14 protein-coding genes are annotated in these 17,310 nt (G+C 43.3%); 10 read left to right on the forward strand and 4 right to left on the reverse strand.

The window, feature by feature from the left end; genetic code table 11:
• The first annotated feature begins 9 nt into the window (after positions 1 to 9).
• Genes K9J17_17025 through K9J17_17045 form a run of 5 tightly spaced genes read left to right on the forward strand, consistent with a single transcriptional unit; the run spans position 10 to position 5,654 of the window.
• Positions 10 to 1,905, forward strand: coding sequence for a sulfatase-like hydrolase/transferase (locus tag K9J17_17025; GenBank protein MCF8278433.1), 1,896 nt, complete (start codon positions 10 to 12; stop codon positions 1,903 to 1,905).
• Positions 1,902 to 2,792 (forward strand): diacylglycerol kinase family lipid kinase, encoded by an 891-nt coding sequence (locus tag K9J17_17030; GenBank protein ID MCF8278434.1) that lies wholly within the window; start codon positions 1,902 to 1,904, stop codon positions 2,790 to 2,792. The genes K9J17_17025 and K9J17_17030 overlap by 4 nt, the downstream gene beginning before the upstream one ends.
• Positions 2,776 to 3,153 carry a translation initiation factor gene (locus K9J17_17035; GenBank protein MCF8278435.1) on the forward strand — a complete coding sequence of 126 codons (378 nt, stop codon included), beginning with the start codon at positions 2,776 to 2,778 and terminating at the stop codon, positions 3,151 to 3,153. The genes K9J17_17030 and K9J17_17035 overlap by 17 nt, the downstream gene beginning before the upstream one ends.
• Positions 3,154 to 3,912: a tRNA pseudouridine(38-40) synthase TruA gene (gene truA / locus K9J17_17040; GenBank protein ID MCF8278436.1), complete on the forward strand. Its 759-nt coding sequence runs from the start codon at positions 3,154 to 3,156 to the stop codon at positions 3,910 to 3,912.
• Positions 3,909 to 5,654, forward strand: a complete 1,746-nt coding sequence (locus K9J17_17045) for an ABC transporter ATP-binding protein/permease (protein ID MCF8278437.1) — start codon at positions 3,909 to 3,911, stop codon at positions 5,652 to 5,654. The genes truA and K9J17_17045 overlap by 4 nt, the downstream gene beginning before the upstream one ends.
• On the opposite strand, the gene K9J17_17050 is transcribed toward K9J17_17045, so the two are convergent.
• Positions 5,651 to 6,109: a DUF4293 domain-containing protein gene (locus K9J17_17050; protein ID MCF8278438.1), complete on the reverse strand. Its 459-nt coding sequence runs from the start codon at positions 6,107 to 6,109 to the stop codon at positions 5,651 to 5,653. The two genes, K9J17_17045 and K9J17_17050, sit on opposite strands and share 4 nt — an antisense overlap.
• Before the next feature lie 272 nt (positions 6,110 to 6,381).
• Between K9J17_17050 and rho the strand changes: the two genes are divergently transcribed.
• Both rho and K9J17_17060 read left to right on the forward strand, forming a co-directional pair.
• Positions 6,382 to 8,118 (forward strand): transcription termination factor Rho, encoded by a 1,737-nt coding sequence (rho, locus tag K9J17_17055; protein ID MCF8278439.1) that lies wholly within the window; start codon positions 6,382 to 6,384, stop codon positions 8,116 to 8,118.
• An 82-nt stretch (positions 8,119 to 8,200) separates the two neighbouring features.
• Positions 8,201 to 9,754, forward strand: a complete 1,554-nt coding sequence (locus K9J17_17060; GenBank protein ID MCF8278440.1) for a hypothetical protein — start codon at positions 8,201 to 8,203, stop codon at positions 9,752 to 9,754.
• A gap of 50 nt (positions 9,755 to 9,804) precedes the next feature.
• Here K9J17_17060 and dnaK read toward each other — a convergent pair whose 3' ends face one another.
• Both dnaK and K9J17_17070 read right to left on the reverse strand, forming a co-directional pair.
• On the reverse strand, positions 9,805 to 11,712 hold the full coding sequence (gene dnaK, locus K9J17_17065; GenBank protein ID MCF8278441.1) for a molecular chaperone DnaK: 1,908 nt from the start codon (positions 11,710 to 11,712) through the stop codon (positions 9,805 to 9,807).
• Between the two features lie 159 nt (positions 11,713 to 11,871).
• Complete coding sequence (locus tag K9J17_17070; protein MCF8278442.1) at positions 11,872 to 13,068, reverse strand: hypothetical protein; 1,197 nt, start codon at positions 13,066 to 13,068, stop codon at positions 11,872 to 11,874.
• Between the two features lie 47 nt (positions 13,069 to 13,115).
• Here K9J17_17070 and K9J17_17075 point away from each other — a divergent pair, with 47 nt between their 5' ends.
• From K9J17_17075 to K9J17_17085, 3 genes are read left to right on the forward strand one after another with little or no spacing between them, the layout of a single operon-like run.
• Positions 13,116 to 14,534 (forward strand): hypothetical protein, encoded by a 1,419-nt coding sequence (locus K9J17_17075; GenBank protein MCF8278443.1) that lies wholly within the window; start codon positions 13,116 to 13,118, stop codon positions 14,532 to 14,534.
• Positions 14,534 to 15,349: a 3-methyl-2-oxobutanoate hydroxymethyltransferase gene (gene panB / locus K9J17_17080; protein MCF8278444.1), complete on the forward strand. Its 816-nt coding sequence runs from the start codon at positions 14,534 to 14,536 to the stop codon at positions 15,347 to 15,349. Before K9J17_17075 ends, panB begins: the two co-directional genes overlap by 1 nt.
• A 6-nt stretch (positions 15,350 to 15,355) precedes the next feature.
• Entirely contained in the window at positions 15,356 to 16,048 is a 693-nt protein-coding gene (locus K9J17_17085; GenBank protein MCF8278445.1) for an RluA family pseudouridine synthase, read from the forward strand.
• Between the two features lie 254 nt (positions 16,049 to 16,302).
• On the opposite strand, the gene K9J17_17090 is transcribed toward K9J17_17085, so the two are convergent.
• Positions 16,303 to 17,310: hypothetical protein (locus K9J17_17090; protein ID MCF8278446.1), on the reverse strand; the 1,008-nt coding region annotated here is incomplete at its 5' end.

The following is a 17,310-nucleotide window of genomic DNA, read 5'->3' on the forward strand; positions in this document are numbered from 1 at the left end:
TAAACCACTATGACCCGATTTTTCTGGACAAGATTTATCGGCAGTTGGTTTATTGCACTGGTCACATTACAACTTTCGAGATTCGTTTTCTTCCTTAACCTGAGCGGATATTTTGAGGCAACGGGTTCAGAGATCTTTCATTCCTTTTTATTCGGGACGGCATTCGATGCTGTAACCATTGCTTACCTCCTTGGCCCATACTTTATTGTGCTGCCATTTTTGAAAAAAGGCGCTTTTCAGAACGTTGCCACAGCTTATTACATAATAATGCTTGGTGTGATGAACCTACTAAATTGCATTGATGCCGAATTCTTCAAATTCACAGCGCGAAGATCTACAGATGACCTATTTGAATTTGCCTTCCTCAGCGATGATCTTTTCAATATTGCCCCAAACCTGCTATCGCATTTCTGGTACCTGCTAGTGGTATTTATTGTCATTATGCTGTTGGCTCTTTGGGCAATCTATCAATTGACAACAAAGACTGAAACCGCGAAAACTGGATGGATGAATGGCTTGGCGCTCATTCCAATTGCATTTGTTCTCGTACTGGCTGCCCGAGGTGGAATTCGCCCAATTCCGTTGACTATTATTGACGCTGGCATGACTGATTCTCCGGAACTCAATTCCATTGTACTCAGCACGCCTTTCACCATCATCAAAACATGGGGCAAACCAGAATTGGCACGCCTAAGCTATCCGAAGGATGAAATCGCTGATGTAAATCCTATTATCAATCCTGATAGCACCGAGCTTCGAGGAAGATTTGAAGGCGACAATGTGATTATCATTATTGTCGAGAGCCTTTCAACGGAGTACGTAGGAGCTTTGAACGGACTTAATGTCGGCTACACTCCTTTCGTTGATTCGCTATGCTCAATCAGTATGGTTTTTGAGAATGGCTTCGCAAATGGTCACCGTTCAATAGAAGGAATTCCGGCAGTGGTTGCATCCATTCCCACGTTGATGTATGAACCTTACACCACTTCTCGATATGGAGGAAACAACGTTACCAGTATGGCCAAACTGTTAGGAGAAGAAGGTTATTACACGTCATTCATGCATGGAGGGAATACCAACTCCATGAACTTCCAATCATTTGCCGGACAAGCTGGGTATCAACAATTCTATGATCGAAATGATTATCCGTTTCCAAACGAACATTATGATGGATTCTGGGGGATTTCTGATCACTATTTCCTGAATAATTGTGTTGAGAAATTCAGCGAGTTTAAAAAACCATTTTTCAGCTCCATTTTCACGCTCTCCAGTCATCATCCATACTCGCTTCCAGAAGATTATCAAGACCGATTTCCAAAAGGCACGCTACCTATTCACGAAAGCATTGGCTATGCTGATGAAGCCTTGAGGCAATTCTTCGAAAATGCTTCCAAAACCGATTGGTACGCCAACACGCTTTTCGTCATTACTGCCGATCATACTTCTCTTTCAGAACATCCGCAGTACCAAACCAAATTAGGTTCACTCAGAATCCCGGTCATTTTTTTCCATCCTAACGACACGCTCATTACCGCAACACGGCAAGAAGTAATGCAGCAGATAGACATCATGCCAACAATTCTAGGATTGATCGGCTACGAAAAGCCCTTCTTTTCCTTTGGTGTAAATGCCCTCGATGAACATGCTGAACATACATCTGTTGCATTCAAACATGACCAGTATCAACTTTACCGCAATGATCAGTTGATCTGTTTCGATGGTGAAAAGACGACATTTGTATACGATGTGAAAAGTGACGAATTGCTTCAGAATAATCTGATGACCGATGGAGCAGATTTGTTTTCTGATAACGAGCGATATTTGAAGGCTTTCATTGAGAATTATTCAGTCGCGCTGAACGACAATCAGATGACAGTGGAAACGTGGGTGCAACCAGTGCAATGAAAACAAAAATCAGAATCATTATCAACCCTGTTTCTGGCAGCGGACGAAGAAAAAAAGCGCTGAAAATGATCGATCTGCATTTAGATCGAGAAAAATTCGAATTCGACATTGTAAATACAGAGCGGCACAAGCATGCCATTGAACTGACCGAAAAGGCAATCAAAGATGGATGCAAAGCTGTGATTGTTGCAGGTGGCGATGGTTCCATCAACCAAGTTGGGGCAACGTTGGCCGGAACCGATGTTGCTTTGGGAATTATCCCGGCAGGTTCGGGTAACGGACTCGCACGTTCGCTCGGCATTTCCCTCGACCCGAAAAAGGCAGTGGAGAACATCAACAATTTCAATTTCAGAACTATCGACACTGGGCTTGCCAACGGAAAAGCCTTCATGAACATATCTGGAGTTGGTTTTGATGCAGCTGTTTCCCATGCTTTCCATCAGCAGAAAATGCGCGGAATCTTCAAGTACTTCGTGGTTGGTGTTAAATTGATATTCAACTACAAACTTCAGACCTACAAGATCAATGCTGATGGCCGTGAATTTGAATGGAAAGCTTGGCAAATTGCGATGGCCAATTCGTCTCAATACGGAAACGATGCATTGGTGGCTCCCAAAGCCAAAGTTGATGACGGTTTGCTTGATGCTGTGGTTCTAAACCCGATGCCGATATTCCAAATGTTTCTCAATTTCTATCGGCTTTTTCAAGGTACGCTAGACAGAAGCAAATACATTAAAACATTTAAGTTTAAGGAAATGACCATTACGCAAGAGCGTAATGATGTGTCTCATTTAGATGGCGACCCATTCGAACTTGGAAAAGTGATAGAGATCAAAATCCGACCTATGTCTTTAAAAGTTATTGTGCCAAATGAGCAAAAAGGATAAACCCCAAAAAGCACTTGGATTAGAAAGTCTCGGGTCACTGGTTTTTTCTACAACGCCTGTGAACGAGGTAGAATCCACGCATGTGGAGGAATCTGATTTTGATGAGATAAATCCATCTGCTTTGGATCTGCGCGTATCGCTGGATAAGAAGCAGCGAAAAGGAAAAGCAGTGACATTGATCACAGGTTTTGGTGATCTTCATCCAGACGACCTCAACGATCTTGCAAAACCACTGAAGTCGAAATGTGGTGTTGGAGGATCGGCAAAAGATGGTGAGATTATCATTCAAGGCGATCATGTTCAAAAGGTGATGGTTCTTCTGAAAGAGCAAGGATTCCGTGTAAAACGAACAGGCGGATAGGTGCGTTATTTCATCAAACTCGCTTATGACGGAACAGCCTTTCACGGTTGGCAAATGCAGGATGATGCTCCGAGTGTTCAGCAGGAATTGAACGAAAAACTGAGCACCATTTTGCAGCAAGACATCATGGCAATGGGTTGTGGAAGAACGGATGCTGGTGTGCATGCATCAGAATTTTACGCACATTTTGATGTTGCGGATGTCATTCCGATGGAAATCCCTTTGTTCATCCATAAGTTGAACACCATGCTTCATCGGAATATCGCAGTGTCGGAAATAATCCCTGTTTCATCAGATGCTCATGCACGGTTTGACGCTACCAAACGAAGCTATCAATACATCATCAGCAGAACGAAAAACCCGTTCAGACCTGACCAATGCTATAAATTCAACTTGGCACTTGATATTGATAGGATGAACAAGGCCTGTCAGCTATTGTTAGGGGAACAAGACTTTGGCTGTTTTTGCAAAGCCAATGCCGACAATCACACCAATATCTGCACTGTCCATCATGCAGAATGGAAAGAAATGAACGACCTGATCACTTTTGATATTACTGCCAATCGTTTTCTGCGGAACATGGTGAGAGCCATTGTTGGAACCGTGCTCGAAATTGGTCAAGGAACGAAGGAAGTTCATGAACTTCAACTCATTATCGATTCGAAAGACAGGACAAAGGCAGGTAGGTCAGTTCCCGCGCACGGTTTATATTTGACGAACGTGCAATATCCATCCGACATCTTCCTGAAAAACCTGTGAGCGAAATAACCGGAAAAGCTGTCGACTTTGACATTCTAGGTCGTGTTCTGAAGTACGTTAAGCCGTACAAGACACGGTTTTTTGTCACGTTCGCACTCACGATATGTATTGCTGCCATTTCGCCACTGCGACCGCTGCTAATACAATATACATTTGACCATTACATCGTAACGCCAAACCCAGACGGTCTGTTGATGATGACACTCATCATCATTGCTGTTTTGCTGCTTGAAGCGCTTGTCTACTATTTCTACACCTACTCTGCCAACTGGTTGGGCCAAACGGTTATCAAAGACCTGCGGATGGAAATTTACAGGCATATCAACAGCCTAAAACTCCAATATTTTGATAAAACCGCCATCGGAACGCTCGTAACTAGAGTTGTTTCTGATATTGAAACGATTGCAGATATTTTCTCGAACGGTATTCTTGTGATCTTCGGAGATATTCTGAAACTGATCACGGTTGTTGTGGTCATGTTTTACGTGGATTGGCAATTATCACTGATTTCACTTGCCACCATTCCGCTGCTACTTCTGGCCACATACATCTTCAAAAATGGCATACGTTCATCGTTTCAAGATGTGCGAACGCAGGTTTCTAGACTAAACGCTTTTCTTCAGGAACATATAACCGGAATGCACATCGTTCAGGTTTTTAACCGCGAAGAGAAGGAATTGGAACGGTTCAAAACCATTAATGCCGAACATCGCGATGCACACATCCGTTCGGTCTGGTATTTCTCCATCTTCCTTCCAGTGGTGGAAATTCTTTCGGCCACTTCGCTTGGTCTCATTGTGTGGTGGGGCGCTCACGAAGTCATTGCTTCGAGCATGACCGTTGGAGAATTGGTGTCTTTTATATTGTACATCAACATGCTTTTCAGACCGATTCGTGAATTGGCTGATAAATTCAATACGCTTCAAATGGGAATGGTGAGCTCAGAGCGTGTTTTCAAAATTCTGGATACGAACGAAAATATTGAAGACAACGGAACGCTTAGACCAGCACATTTGAACGGGAACATCGAATTCAAAAATGTTTGGTTTGCTTATACCGATAACGAATACGTTCTCAAGAATGTCTCGTTCCAAGTAAACCAAGGACAAACGCTTGCGTTGGTTGGCGCCACTGGTTCTGGAAAAACGAGCATCATCAATCTACTTAGTCGATTCTATGAGTTTGAGAAAGGAGAAATAAGCATTGACGGAAACAGCGTTCGGAGTTATTCGAAAGAATTCTTGAGGAAAAATATCGCTGTTGTTCTTCAAGATGTTTTTCTGTTTTCAGATACCATTTACCGCAATATTACTCTTGGAGATAATTCCATTTCGAAGGAAACCGTGATGCAAGCGGCCAAAGATTTTGGTGCGCATGAATTTATTTCTGCACTTCCTGGAGGATACGAATACAACGTGATGGAACGCGGTGCAATGCTTTCAGTCGGCCAACGCCAACTCATCTCATTCATTCGCGCTTATGTTCACAACCCTAAGATTCTCGTGCTTGATGAAGCCACTTCGTCCATCGACACAGAAAGTGAACAGATCATTCAGAAAGCACTCACCAAACTGATGGAAGGTCGTACATCCATCGTTATTGCACACCGATTGGCCACCATTCAGAGTGCCGATTACATTCTCGTCTTGGAGAAAGGGAATATCTTAGAAATGGGTTCGCATCAGCAGTTACTTGAAAATGACGGACATTACCGCACACTTTTCGAACTGCAGTACGCTTAACGTAAACGATCTGCAGATCTTACCAATTCATCATCCTTCTTAATTCCTCTTGCGGCTAAGAAATACAACGCGAGATTTATCAATAGAATGGCCAAGACCGGACTGTAAGAAACCTCAGTAGAATTGGCCAGCGCAGCCATTTTATCGGCATATAAGAAGATCAAACCACCAATTGCCAATTGCACGAGCAAAGCAGCTTGAACAAGCTTGATCTGAAATTTCCTGTTCTTGAATTGCATGATGGAGTAAACCGTAAGCAACAGCGCCAAAGCCATGGCTCCAGCAATAGGAAATGCATTTACACCTTCTTGCAACTGTTCCACATTCAGAGATCGGATTGCCACAGCGTTCAGTTCAAAATCGCCAGCAGTCGCAAAGCTCAAACTGAACAGTGATGGAACCATTAAGAGAATGGCTGCAACAGCCAAATATATTGTCTGAATTCGTTGTATCATGCTATTTGAACATTTGCTGGCAAAGGAAAGAAATGCAGTGCAACTTACGAAGACAAGTGTACGAGGCCTTTTGTTCTGAACGTGTGTTCAAACCGTGTTCCACTAATTTTGAACAATCAAGTTGGAATAATGAATTAATATGTATTATTGCTGCGTAATCAATACCGGTTCGTTCTGAATCTAGGTAATTGAATCAATCCAGATCAACGTTTTATACAGGCTAAAGCCTATCTGTTTAAGAAACATACTTACTACACAAGTCTAATTTATTGATGTACGATAAAGAAAACCTTACCAACATGCTGGTGGCGGAGTTGCGCACCATTGCTGAAAAGTTGAGCGTGGAGAATGCCGAGAGTCTAAGAAAATCAGATCTGGTAAACGCTATTGTTGCGAAAAATGAAGCAGCAACTCCAGAAGCTGCACCTGTTGACGCAGAGGAAAAACCAAAACGTAAAAGAGCACGTGTAGAAAAGGGTGCAGACCTTTTTGCTAACGATGAAAAATATCAGAACGATGCTGAAATAAAGGCATCGCGCGAGAATGAACCTACTGCGGTTCGAATGGAATCGGAACCGGCAAAACGCGAACCTAAAGGCGAGCGTGAACCTAGAACGGAACGTGAACCACGAGCTGATCGCGAACCACGCGCTCAAAACGAACCAAGAGCAGATCGTGAGCCTCGTGCTCCGCGCGAACCTAGAGAACCGCGGGCTCCAAAAGCAGAAGTTGAGAAAACCGAATCTGATGATGCTGGAGACAATGCGAATGGCGACAATAACGACCGCAACAACGGTAGGAACCAACGCAACAACCGAAACGGTGAAGACCGCAACAACGGTAATAACAGAAACGAACAGAAACAGCCTGAGCAGGATGCATTCTACAATTTTGATGGAGCAGTAATCTCTGAAGGTGTGCTTGAAAGCATGCCTGATGGCTATGGCTTCCTCCGCTCATCTGATTACAATTACCTATCATCTCCCGATGATGTTTACGTTTCACAATCGCAGATAAAACTTTTCGGATTGAAAACCGGAGATACTGTTCGCGGAGAAGTTCGTCCTCCAAAGCCGGGAGAAAAATACTTCCCATTGATCAACGTAGAGAAGATCAATGGTCGCGATCCCGCTTATGTGCGCGACCGTGTATCGTTTGAGCACCTTACTCCCCTATTTCCACAGGAAAAATTCAACCTTGCCGCTGGTTCAAGAGCAGACATTTCCGCTCGCGTAATGGACATGTTCACTCCAATAGGAAAAGGACAGCGTGGCTTGATCGTGGCGCAACCGAAAACGGGTAAAACCGTGCTTCTGAAAGAAGTGGCAAACGCCATTGCAGAGAACCATCCGGAGGTTTATATGATCATCCTTTTGATTGATGAACGACCTGAAGAGGTTACTGACATGGCGCGAAGCGTAAATGCTGAGGTGATATCATCAACCTTTGATGAACCTGCAGACAAGCACGTAAAAATTGCCAATATCGTTCTTGAAAAAGCAAAACGATTGGTTGAATGCGGACATGATGTGGTGATTCTGCTTGATAGTATCACCCGTTTGGCACGTGCTTACAATACGGTTCAGCCTGCCTCTGGAAAAATTCTTTCCGGTGGTGTAGATGCAAACGCACTACACAAACCAAAACGATTCTTCGGTGCTGCAAGGAACATTGAAAAAGGTGGTTCGCTGACCATTTTGGCAACGGCACTTACCGAAACAGGTTCTAAAATGGACGAAGTGATCTTTGAAGAATTCAAAGGAACGGGTAACATGGAACTTCAATTGGACCGTAAGATCTCTAACAAACGCATATTCCCAGCCATTGACATTGTTGCTTCTAGCACACGTAGAGATGATCTTCTTATGGATAAGGAAGCACTTCAGCGAATCTGGATCCTGCGTAACCACTTGGCAGATATGACGCCTGTGGAAGCAATGGAATTCCTCCGTGACCGAATGGCCGGAACACGAAGCAATGAGGAATTCCTCATTTCGATGAACGGTTAGCAAGCAAAATAATCCTGATAAAAACCCTGATCGGCCGAAGCTGATCAGGGTTTTCTTTTATTGTAAACTCTTATGTTTAGCTATGGCAAATTCGGAAAATAAGAATTGGGTGTTTTGGCTCTTTGCAACCTTAGCGCTTATTTATGCAGCCTTCTTTTTTGCGCGCCCAATTAACCTGGCAACAGCCGATCTTGGACGTCATTTGGTGAATGGCGAATTGATCGCCAACGGAATTACGGATGTCCTCTACAAGAACTACTATTCTTTTACCGAACCGCAGCACGCTTTCGTAAATCACCACTGGGCAAGCGGAGTGGTTTTCCACTACGTTCACCAAATGTTCGGATTTAAAGGACTTTCAGTGCTGTACATGTTGATGTGTCTGTTGGCTCTGGTCTTCATGGTTTTCGCTTCAGCCAAGAAGCAAGTTCGAGCAATTCCTGTTCTCGTTGCCTTATCTGTCGTAGCGCTATTTGCATATCGTGTTGAAGTTCGCCCTGAAGGTTTTAGCTACGCGCTCATTGCTTGCTTCTATTATCTGTTCTCGAAATTCCGATCTGGCAATATTGGTTTCAAAACTGTTCTTCCAATGCTGTTGTTGCTACAGATTCTTTGGGTAAACCTGCACATTTTCTTCTTCCTTGGAATTATAGTTGCAGGCGTGTTTGTGCTTGATTCGTTGATCAATAAGCGCGAAAGCCTGAAGGAACTACTAGCGATTGCCGCTGGAATGGTGCTGGTAAGTCTGCTTAATCCGCACACCTACAATGGACTTTTGGCTCCGCTGACCATCTTCAACGAATACGGTTACATGATTGCCGAAAATCAAACGATTCTATTCATGTTAGATCGTTTCGGGAATCCTGAATTGAACCATTTTGTGCTCTTTGAGATTGTCGCCATTGGCCTGATAGCAGTTGCCGTTTGGAAAAAACTGTGGAAACCACTTTTTGTTGAACTGTTATTGACCATCATTTTTGGCGCTCTTGGTTCGATGGCTGTTCGCGGAATTCCGCTTTTTGCGCTGTTCTTCATTCCCTTGGCAACAGGAATTCTTGTTCATCTGGTTGATGATTTGAAATTCAAAACGAAACAAACAGTGATGCGGAGCATTCCGATCATCGGCATCGGTTTCTGTGTTCTGTTTATCGGTTTGAAAGGAACTTATGCTTCTGCAAGAAAAGGCTATGAAGGATTGGGATTGATCATCAACATTGACCGCTGTGGCAGGTTTCTACGAAGTCAGGAAATTCCAGGAAAGATGTTCAACAATTACGATTTCGGCAGTTATCTCATCTATCATCTTCACGATAGACAAAAGGTTTTTGTAGATAACCGGCCAGAAGCCTATTCAGTGGCTTTTTTCGATTCCATCTACAAACCGATACAAGAGGATGATGCGATCTGGAAAGCGAAAAGTGCCGAATACGGCATCAATTCCATCGTTTTCTATCGCTTGGACAATACACCTTGGGCACAACCTTTTCTTATTAGAAGGACGCAAGACCCAGAGTGGGTGCCGATTTATGTAGATGAAGTTTCGTTGGTCATGGTTAGAAATACTACATCCAACCAACGATGGATCAAGCAGTTTGCGCTACCGCGCGAAATGTTCTCGGGAGTTCCGAACAATTAAAAAGGGTCGCGACTTTCATCGCGACCCTTCAGTTTTCAAAAAAACGTTGATTACTTACCTTCTTCTTTCACTTCCTCGAAGTCTACATCAGTTACCTCATCGCCTCCGCCTTGACCAGCGCTTGCGTTTGGTCCAGCTTGTCCGCCTTGGTTGTCTTGTGTAGCCTGATACATTTCTTGAGAAGCCGCCTGCCAAGCAGTATTCAGCGTTTCAAGAGCTAGATCGATTCCTGCAATATCTCGGGTTTCGTGTGCTTTTTTCAGATCGGCCAATGCATTTTCAATCGGACCTTTCTTCTCAGCTGGAAGCTTATCACCGAATTCTTTCAGTTGCTTCTCTGTTTGGAAAATCATCTGATCGGCAGAATTGATCTTCTCAACTTCAGCTTTCGCTTTTGCATCCGATTCAGCATTTGCCTCCGCTTCTTGTTTCATTCGTTGGATGTCTGCATCAGAAAGACCTGATGAAGCCTCGATTCGGATATTCTGAGATTTTCCTGTTGCTTTATCAGTAGCAGAAACGTTGATGATTCCGTTGGCATCGATATCGAACGTTACCTCAATTTGTGGAACTCCGCGTGGTGCTGGTGGAATATCGCTCAAGTTAAATTTACCGATCGTTCTGTTGTGCGCAGCCATCGGACGCTCACCTTGCAGTACGTGAAGTTCAACTGTTGGCTGATTGTCTGCAGCAGTAGAGAATGTCTCCGATTTCTTGGTTGGAATGGTCGTATTCGCCTCAATCAATTTGGTAAAAACACCTCCCATCGTTTCAATTCCAAGAGAAAGTGGCGTTACATCCAGCAACAACACATCTTTTACTTCTCCTGTAAGAACGCCACCTTGAATAGCTGCTCCAATTGCAACAACCTCATCTGGATTCACACCTTTGGAAGGAGCTTTTCCGAAGAAATCCTCAACAATTTTCTGAATCGCTGGAATTCTTGTAGAACCTCCAACCAAAATCACTTCGTTGATATCTGACTTTGAAAGGCCAGCATCTTTCATGGCATTTTTGCAAGGCTCAAGTGTAGCTTGAATCAGCTTATCAGCCAATTTCTCAAATTGAGCTCTTGAAAGTGTGCGCACCAAGTGTTTCGGAATGCCATCAACTGGCATGATGTAAGGCAAGTTGATCTCTGTGGATGTTGAACTTGAAAGCTCAATTTTTGCTTTCTCAGCTGCCTCTTTCAATCGTTGCAGCGCCATTGGATCTTTCTTCAGATCAAGACCTTCATCTTTCTTGAACTCATCTGCCAACCAATCAATGATCACTTGGTCAAAATCGTCTCCTCCAAGGTGGGTGTCACCGTTGGTAGATTTCACTTCAAATACGCCATCACCCAATTCAAGGATAGAGATATCGAATGTTCCTCCTCCAAGGTCGAAAACCGCGATGGTCGAATCTTCATGTTTCTTATCCAACCCGTAAGCCAAAGCAGCAGCTGTAGGCTCGTTGATGATTCTTTTCACTTTAAGACCAGCAATCTCACCAGCTTCTTTCGTTGCTTGTCGTTGCGAATCGTTGAAGTACGCAGGAACGGTAATAACCGCTTCCGTCACTTCCATTCCAAGATAATCTTCGGCTGTTTTCTTCATTTTCTGAAGAACCATGGCAGAGATTTCCTGTGGAGTGTATTCACGATCATCAATCTTTACACGTGGTGTGTTATTGGCACCTTTTACAATCGTGTAAGGAACTCGTTCAATTTCCTTAGTAACTTCTCCAAAGCTGGCACCCATGAATCTTTTGATGGATGCAATTGTTTTGGTTGGGTTAGTGATTGCCTGACGTTTTGCAGGATCACCTACTTTTCTTTCGCCTCCGTCTACAAAGGCTACAATGGAAGGAGTTGTTCTTCTTCCTTCGCTGTTTGGGATCACAACTGGTTCGTTACCCTCCATTACGGATACGCACGAGTTAGTTGTTCCCAGGTCAATTCCTATAATCTTGCTCATTATGTTGGTTTTATCAATTCGTAATTAATGTTGACGGCTTGGCATTAGACACAGACCATGCCATCGGAATTAGTATCCAACTTTTGGGAAATTATGTCAGTTATGGGTAATTCAGCCTTGAAAAGCCTGACAAAGCAGGTGACAAAACGACACCAACGATCAATCGTCTATGAAACCAAGACCGCTTGTGTAGGTGCCATCAACCAGTTGTTGACCAGCTGAAACAGATAGATAAAGCCCTCTGAATTCAACTTCTGAACGACTGGAGAAAACACCCAATCCATTGTTCACGTTCGTATAAACGGGTTTATCTTGAAGTGCGCCCGAATTATTCGGATTGTTGATGTCTATGAACTGAAATAGGTCGTCTCCGGCCATGCGAATAAAAATGTCAAAATCATACGATTGTCCATCGCCTGGAAACGGATCATTCGGAGAATTCTCGGCAAGACCTATATATCGGATCACATTGGCTTCTGGAGAAAACTCCGAACCAATTCGACCATAAATACTTGCTGCCAACATCTGAACCTGCCAATCTGCAACTCCACTCTCCAATTCAAATGTTGTAACCTTCCACTCTAACGATTTTTCGGTCTCAATACCATCACGTACTTCTCGATAATAGAACCTCAACCATACTTCGTACTGCTTGGCCTGTTCGGCTGTACTGAATCGAATGGTGTAATCTTTAAACTGCCCTGAGGTCCCAAAAAGATCCATCTTTCTGGTTGTTCCCGGAATGGCAGGCGAGTTTTCATTCGGGGTGTTCCACGTAAATGTGCTTGTATTGACAATGGCCGTTGTGGCATCAGCAATAGGCTCCACGTCTGCCATATTTGCGATGGTCATATCGCCAATCAGACCAATTGGTCTTTTCTTAAGTGTGACCTCGTATGTTCTCGCAGCGCTGATATTCACTTGGCCCGAACCAGAGGTGGTTTTGGTCTTATAAAGTCGTTGAGATGGTCCGAAAAAGTCAACTATTCCATCCTCAGAGTTTCCAGTATCCTTGTTATTGATCATCACCGTATCCAACTCCCATCGGTTCGTTTCGCTGGAACCATTGTATTCAATCAATTCAACAAACAGATTTTCATATTTGAAATAAGAGGAATCGGGTTCCAAGGCCATAATAAAGGCAGATTCTTCCCCTAAGAATGCTTTCTGAATTCGAAAAACATGACCAGATCCTGCAACTCCAGTCGGATTAAGTGATGCACTCGGGTTGTCATTTGGATCGAGCAGGCCGTAGATGAGTGGAGTCTCCTGATATTCTCCCGTCAGTTTGATGTCAGTAGAACAGGAAGAAAAGATGGTCAGCAATGCAACTAACCCGACAACATATCGTAGCATACTTTTATTTAAATGAGTTTGCAAAGATAACACGCCAATACGAAGACATGTCCTATATGATAGCTATTAACCGCAACTATGACGGTAATATTACATTTCTACGCAGCATGTCGGTCAAATGGCTGATGCAAGCATTGCTTTTTATTCCAGTATTCTCGTTCGGTCAGAATCAGATTGACCTAACTTTCAATCAAGTCGAACTGCGCGAAGAATTTGCAGCGCAAAACGAAAACTGGCCGTATCTCACCACAATGGAGAACCTATATGTGCCAGACAAGGATGAATATTTCATGCACAGAAGGCACAAGACGAATCCGTATGCCATTCTTACCAATTGGAAGAATAACCTTTCCACTTTCAACATACTTACAACGCTGAAACTTGGCCCAACGGAAGACGCCAATCAAACAATCGGTGTCATCTTTTTGGTTCAGCCAGATGGAAAAGGTGCCGTGGCCTTCGAATTCAACAAATTCAGACAATATCGTGTAAAGCAACTGGTAGGTGCTTATTACAAATTCCTTTCGGGCGATAACGAAAGTCAAGGTTGGGTTAAATCATCTCAGTTGGCTGCCAAAAACGAATACAATGAAATTGATATTCGCGTGAATCTTCCGCAGGTAGACGTTTACGTAAATGGCAAATTCATTCAATCGTTTGATGTGTTGGATTACAAACCTGGCGATATGGGTTTCCTCATTGGCCCAGACACCAAAGCCAAGTCAGACTACTTCTATGTTTACACAACAGATGAAGGTCATGTTGAAGCTGAATTGGAACAAAAATCAGAAGAAACCAATCGCTCTGCCGTAGAGCAACTTTCCAAATTGCGTTATGAATTGGAGCAAGAGAAACGATCCCTGCGCGAATGCCAATTGGAACGACAGAAAGCCGTGACCATTTTAGAAGAAGAAATGGGTGGCCTGAGACAGAGCAATGATCGGCTTGCATTGCAAAATCGTGCGCTGCAAGAATTCAAAAATCAAGTTTTGGTAGAGGTTGATGAAGACGTTTTTCTGACGTTGGCAGAAAATCTGAAGGCCGAAATACTCAAAAATCAGAAGTTGGAATCTCAGGTTCAGGTTTACAAAGATTCGTTGAATCTTACGCACGTTAAGTACAATAAACTGAAACTTGCTTTGCTTGACAAAGCGATCAAGAAGGCAGAAAAAGACAAAGAAATACGCGATGCGAAGGAGGCAACAGAAACCAAACAGGAAATAGAAAAGGAACTGTTTGACAAGCGTTTGAGCACCGAACAGGAAAATTGGGAAGCAGCACATCCGAACGCAACTGCTGGAAAAGACACGACCATTAAAAAAACGACAACCGAGCCTGTGGTAGAGAGCAAAAAGCCCGAACCGAAGCCAACAACAACTAAATCTTCGGAAGATATTTCGGAAGAACAAATAGAAGCCCGACCTTTGCCGGTCAAAGTGCGAACTGCACAGAAAAAGCAAGACTGATGTCGGTACACAGATCGGTTAAGAAAATAACCACCCACGTGCTTCAGGAAATGAAGCGCAATGGCGAGAAGATCGCCATGCTTACGGCCTACGATTTTACGATGGCCAGAATACTTGATCAGGCTGGAATAGATATTCTGTTGGTCGGAGATTCGGCTTCGAATGTGATGGCAGGCTACGAAACCACCTTGCCTATTACGCTGGATGAGATGATCTATCATGCTGCTGGTGTGGTGCGTGGTGTAGAACGCTGTCTGGTTGTGGTTGATATGCCTTTTGGTTCCTATCAAGGAAATTCGAGAGAGGCCTTGAATTCTGCCATCCGAATCATGAAAGAATCTGGCGGTCATTCCATTAAAATGGAAGGTGGGCGAGAAATTCAGGAATCCATTGCAAGGATACTTTCAGCCGGAATTCCTGTAATGGGCCATCTTGGTTTAACGCCACAGAGTATTTATAAGTTCGGAACGTACACTGTAAGAGCCAAAGAAGAAGAAGAAGCGAAACGCTTGATTGAAGACGCAAAAATTCTGGAAGAAACAGGCTGTTTCGCCATTGTGTTGGAAAAAGTTCCTGCCAAACTTGCTGCTCAGGTTGCACGCGAGATTCAGATTCCAATTATTGGAATTGGTGCAGGAAATGGCGTTGATGGACAAGTGTTGGTTACTCACGATATGTTGGGAATGAATCAGGAATTCAGTCCTCGCTTCCTGAGACGATATTTAAACTTGGCCGAGGATATGACAATGGCCGTCAAATCGTACATTTCGGATGTTCGCATTAAGGACTTCCCGAATGATAGCGAACAATACTGATCAACGATGTCGACAAAATCAATTGAAATCCTCTACGAGGACAATCATCTTATTGCTGTAAATAAACCTGCCGGGCTTCTCGTGCAAGGCGACATAACTGGCGATGAAACGTTGGCGGATCTTGTAAAGGCGTACATCAAAACATCGAAGAATAAACCTGGCGATGTGTACTTGGGAATCGTTCATCGCCTTGATAGGCCTGTGAGTGGTGTGGTTCTCTTTGCCAAAACTTCGAAAGCGCTGGTGAGGTTGAATAAAATGTTTGCGGAACGCGAAACGAAAAAAGTGTATTGGGCCGTGGTGACAAGACGACCGGAAGAAGAAACTGGAAAACTTGTTCATTGGCTTCGTAAAGATCAAGAAGCGAACCGAAGCAAGGCTTTTAATAATGAAGCAAAGCACACAAAATATGCTGAGTTGAATTATAAAATGATGCGTGGTTCAGACCGATACACACTATTGGAAGTGTATCCTAAAACGGGACGTCACCATCAAATTCGGGTTCAGCTTGCTAAGATCGGTTGCACGATAAAAGGTGACCTGAAATATGGAGCCCCAAGAAATAACGAAGACGCTTCCATTCACCTTCATGCGAGACGGCTTGAACTTGAACATCCGGTAACAAAAGTTGCGCTGAAAATTGTGGCCAACGTTCCGCTGGAAAATCTGTGGCAGGAATTCGCCAAGATGATGAAGTGATTTGCTTGCGTCCAAGCTTCCCTCCTAGCCTTCACGGTAATTAAGGAATAGTGAGCACTCGGCGGGAAAATCCATTCAACCTTTAACCAACCCTCCAAGCGCTCAACCATTCCAAATAACCCGCGAGGGTTATTCCATTATTTCATTTGCTGAACATTAGTTGGGTTTAAAATGAAACAACGCTACATTTTTCAACCCAAACCGATCCAGAACGATAGTACATTCTTCAATCAACTTATACTAAAAATGACTTTTCAAAATTCGAAGTATCTGATGATGTAAAAACTATAAGTGGAAAATGACAGCGTTATAATAGAACAGACGAATATTGCAGCCTTCATTCCAATAGGTATAGGATGTATGACCATTTCCACTTTTTTCTTATAAAAGAATGCACTTTTTACCACGGGCCAGATGTAAAAGACATTTACGATACTACCGAAAATTAAAAACCCTGCGGCCACATAGTTTCCGGTGTGAATTTCTTCTAACAGCATCATATCCTTACTATGAAATCCTGCAAGGAATGGAAAACCAGTTATTGAAGCCCCAAAAATTGCCACTGCAACAGCAAGCCACTTTGTATGAGGAGTAATCTTCGCTATTTCATCTGCCTTTAAGGTTTTATACAAACTATTGTAAGTACCCGCTACAAAAAACAACCCTGATTTAGCGATTGAGTGTGTGATGATATGCAACATTGCAGCGACAATAGCAGTGGGTGTTGCTACAAGTATTGCAATTATGATATACGAGATCTGTCCGATAGTAGAATAGGAAAAACGAACTTTTAGATCTTCCGATCTTAGCGCTTTAAAGGCAGTGTAAACTGCGGTTATCCCACATAAATAAATCAGCCAACCTCCTGTCCAGAAATTCGAAGTCAACTCTCGAAGAAACTCAAGACCATATACATACACCGCTAGTTTGGTTAAAATTATAACACCAGACTTGACTGCTCCTATGGAATGAATCAAGGCACTTACCGGTGCTGGTGCGATCATGGTTTTCGGGAGCCACGTATGAAATGGCATTACGGAATTCTTCGATATTCCAACAACAAAAAGAACCAAGCAAATAGAAGCCACAATAGGATGCTCTTGAATTTCATTACTCGAACTCTCAAAGAAATTACTCCCTCCAGAAATGACATTGATAATGATGATGGCGGGTAAAAACATGAAAAATGCAGGCAATAGCGTGCTGACCAAATAATATCTGCCAACTTTCTCGGTATTGGGCCTTATTGTGATCAGTGGATA

Source organism: Flavobacteriales bacterium (assembly GCA_021739695.1).
In the GTDB taxonomy this organism is placed as follows: Bacteria; Bacteroidota; Bacteroidia; order UBA10329; family UBA10329; genus UBA10329.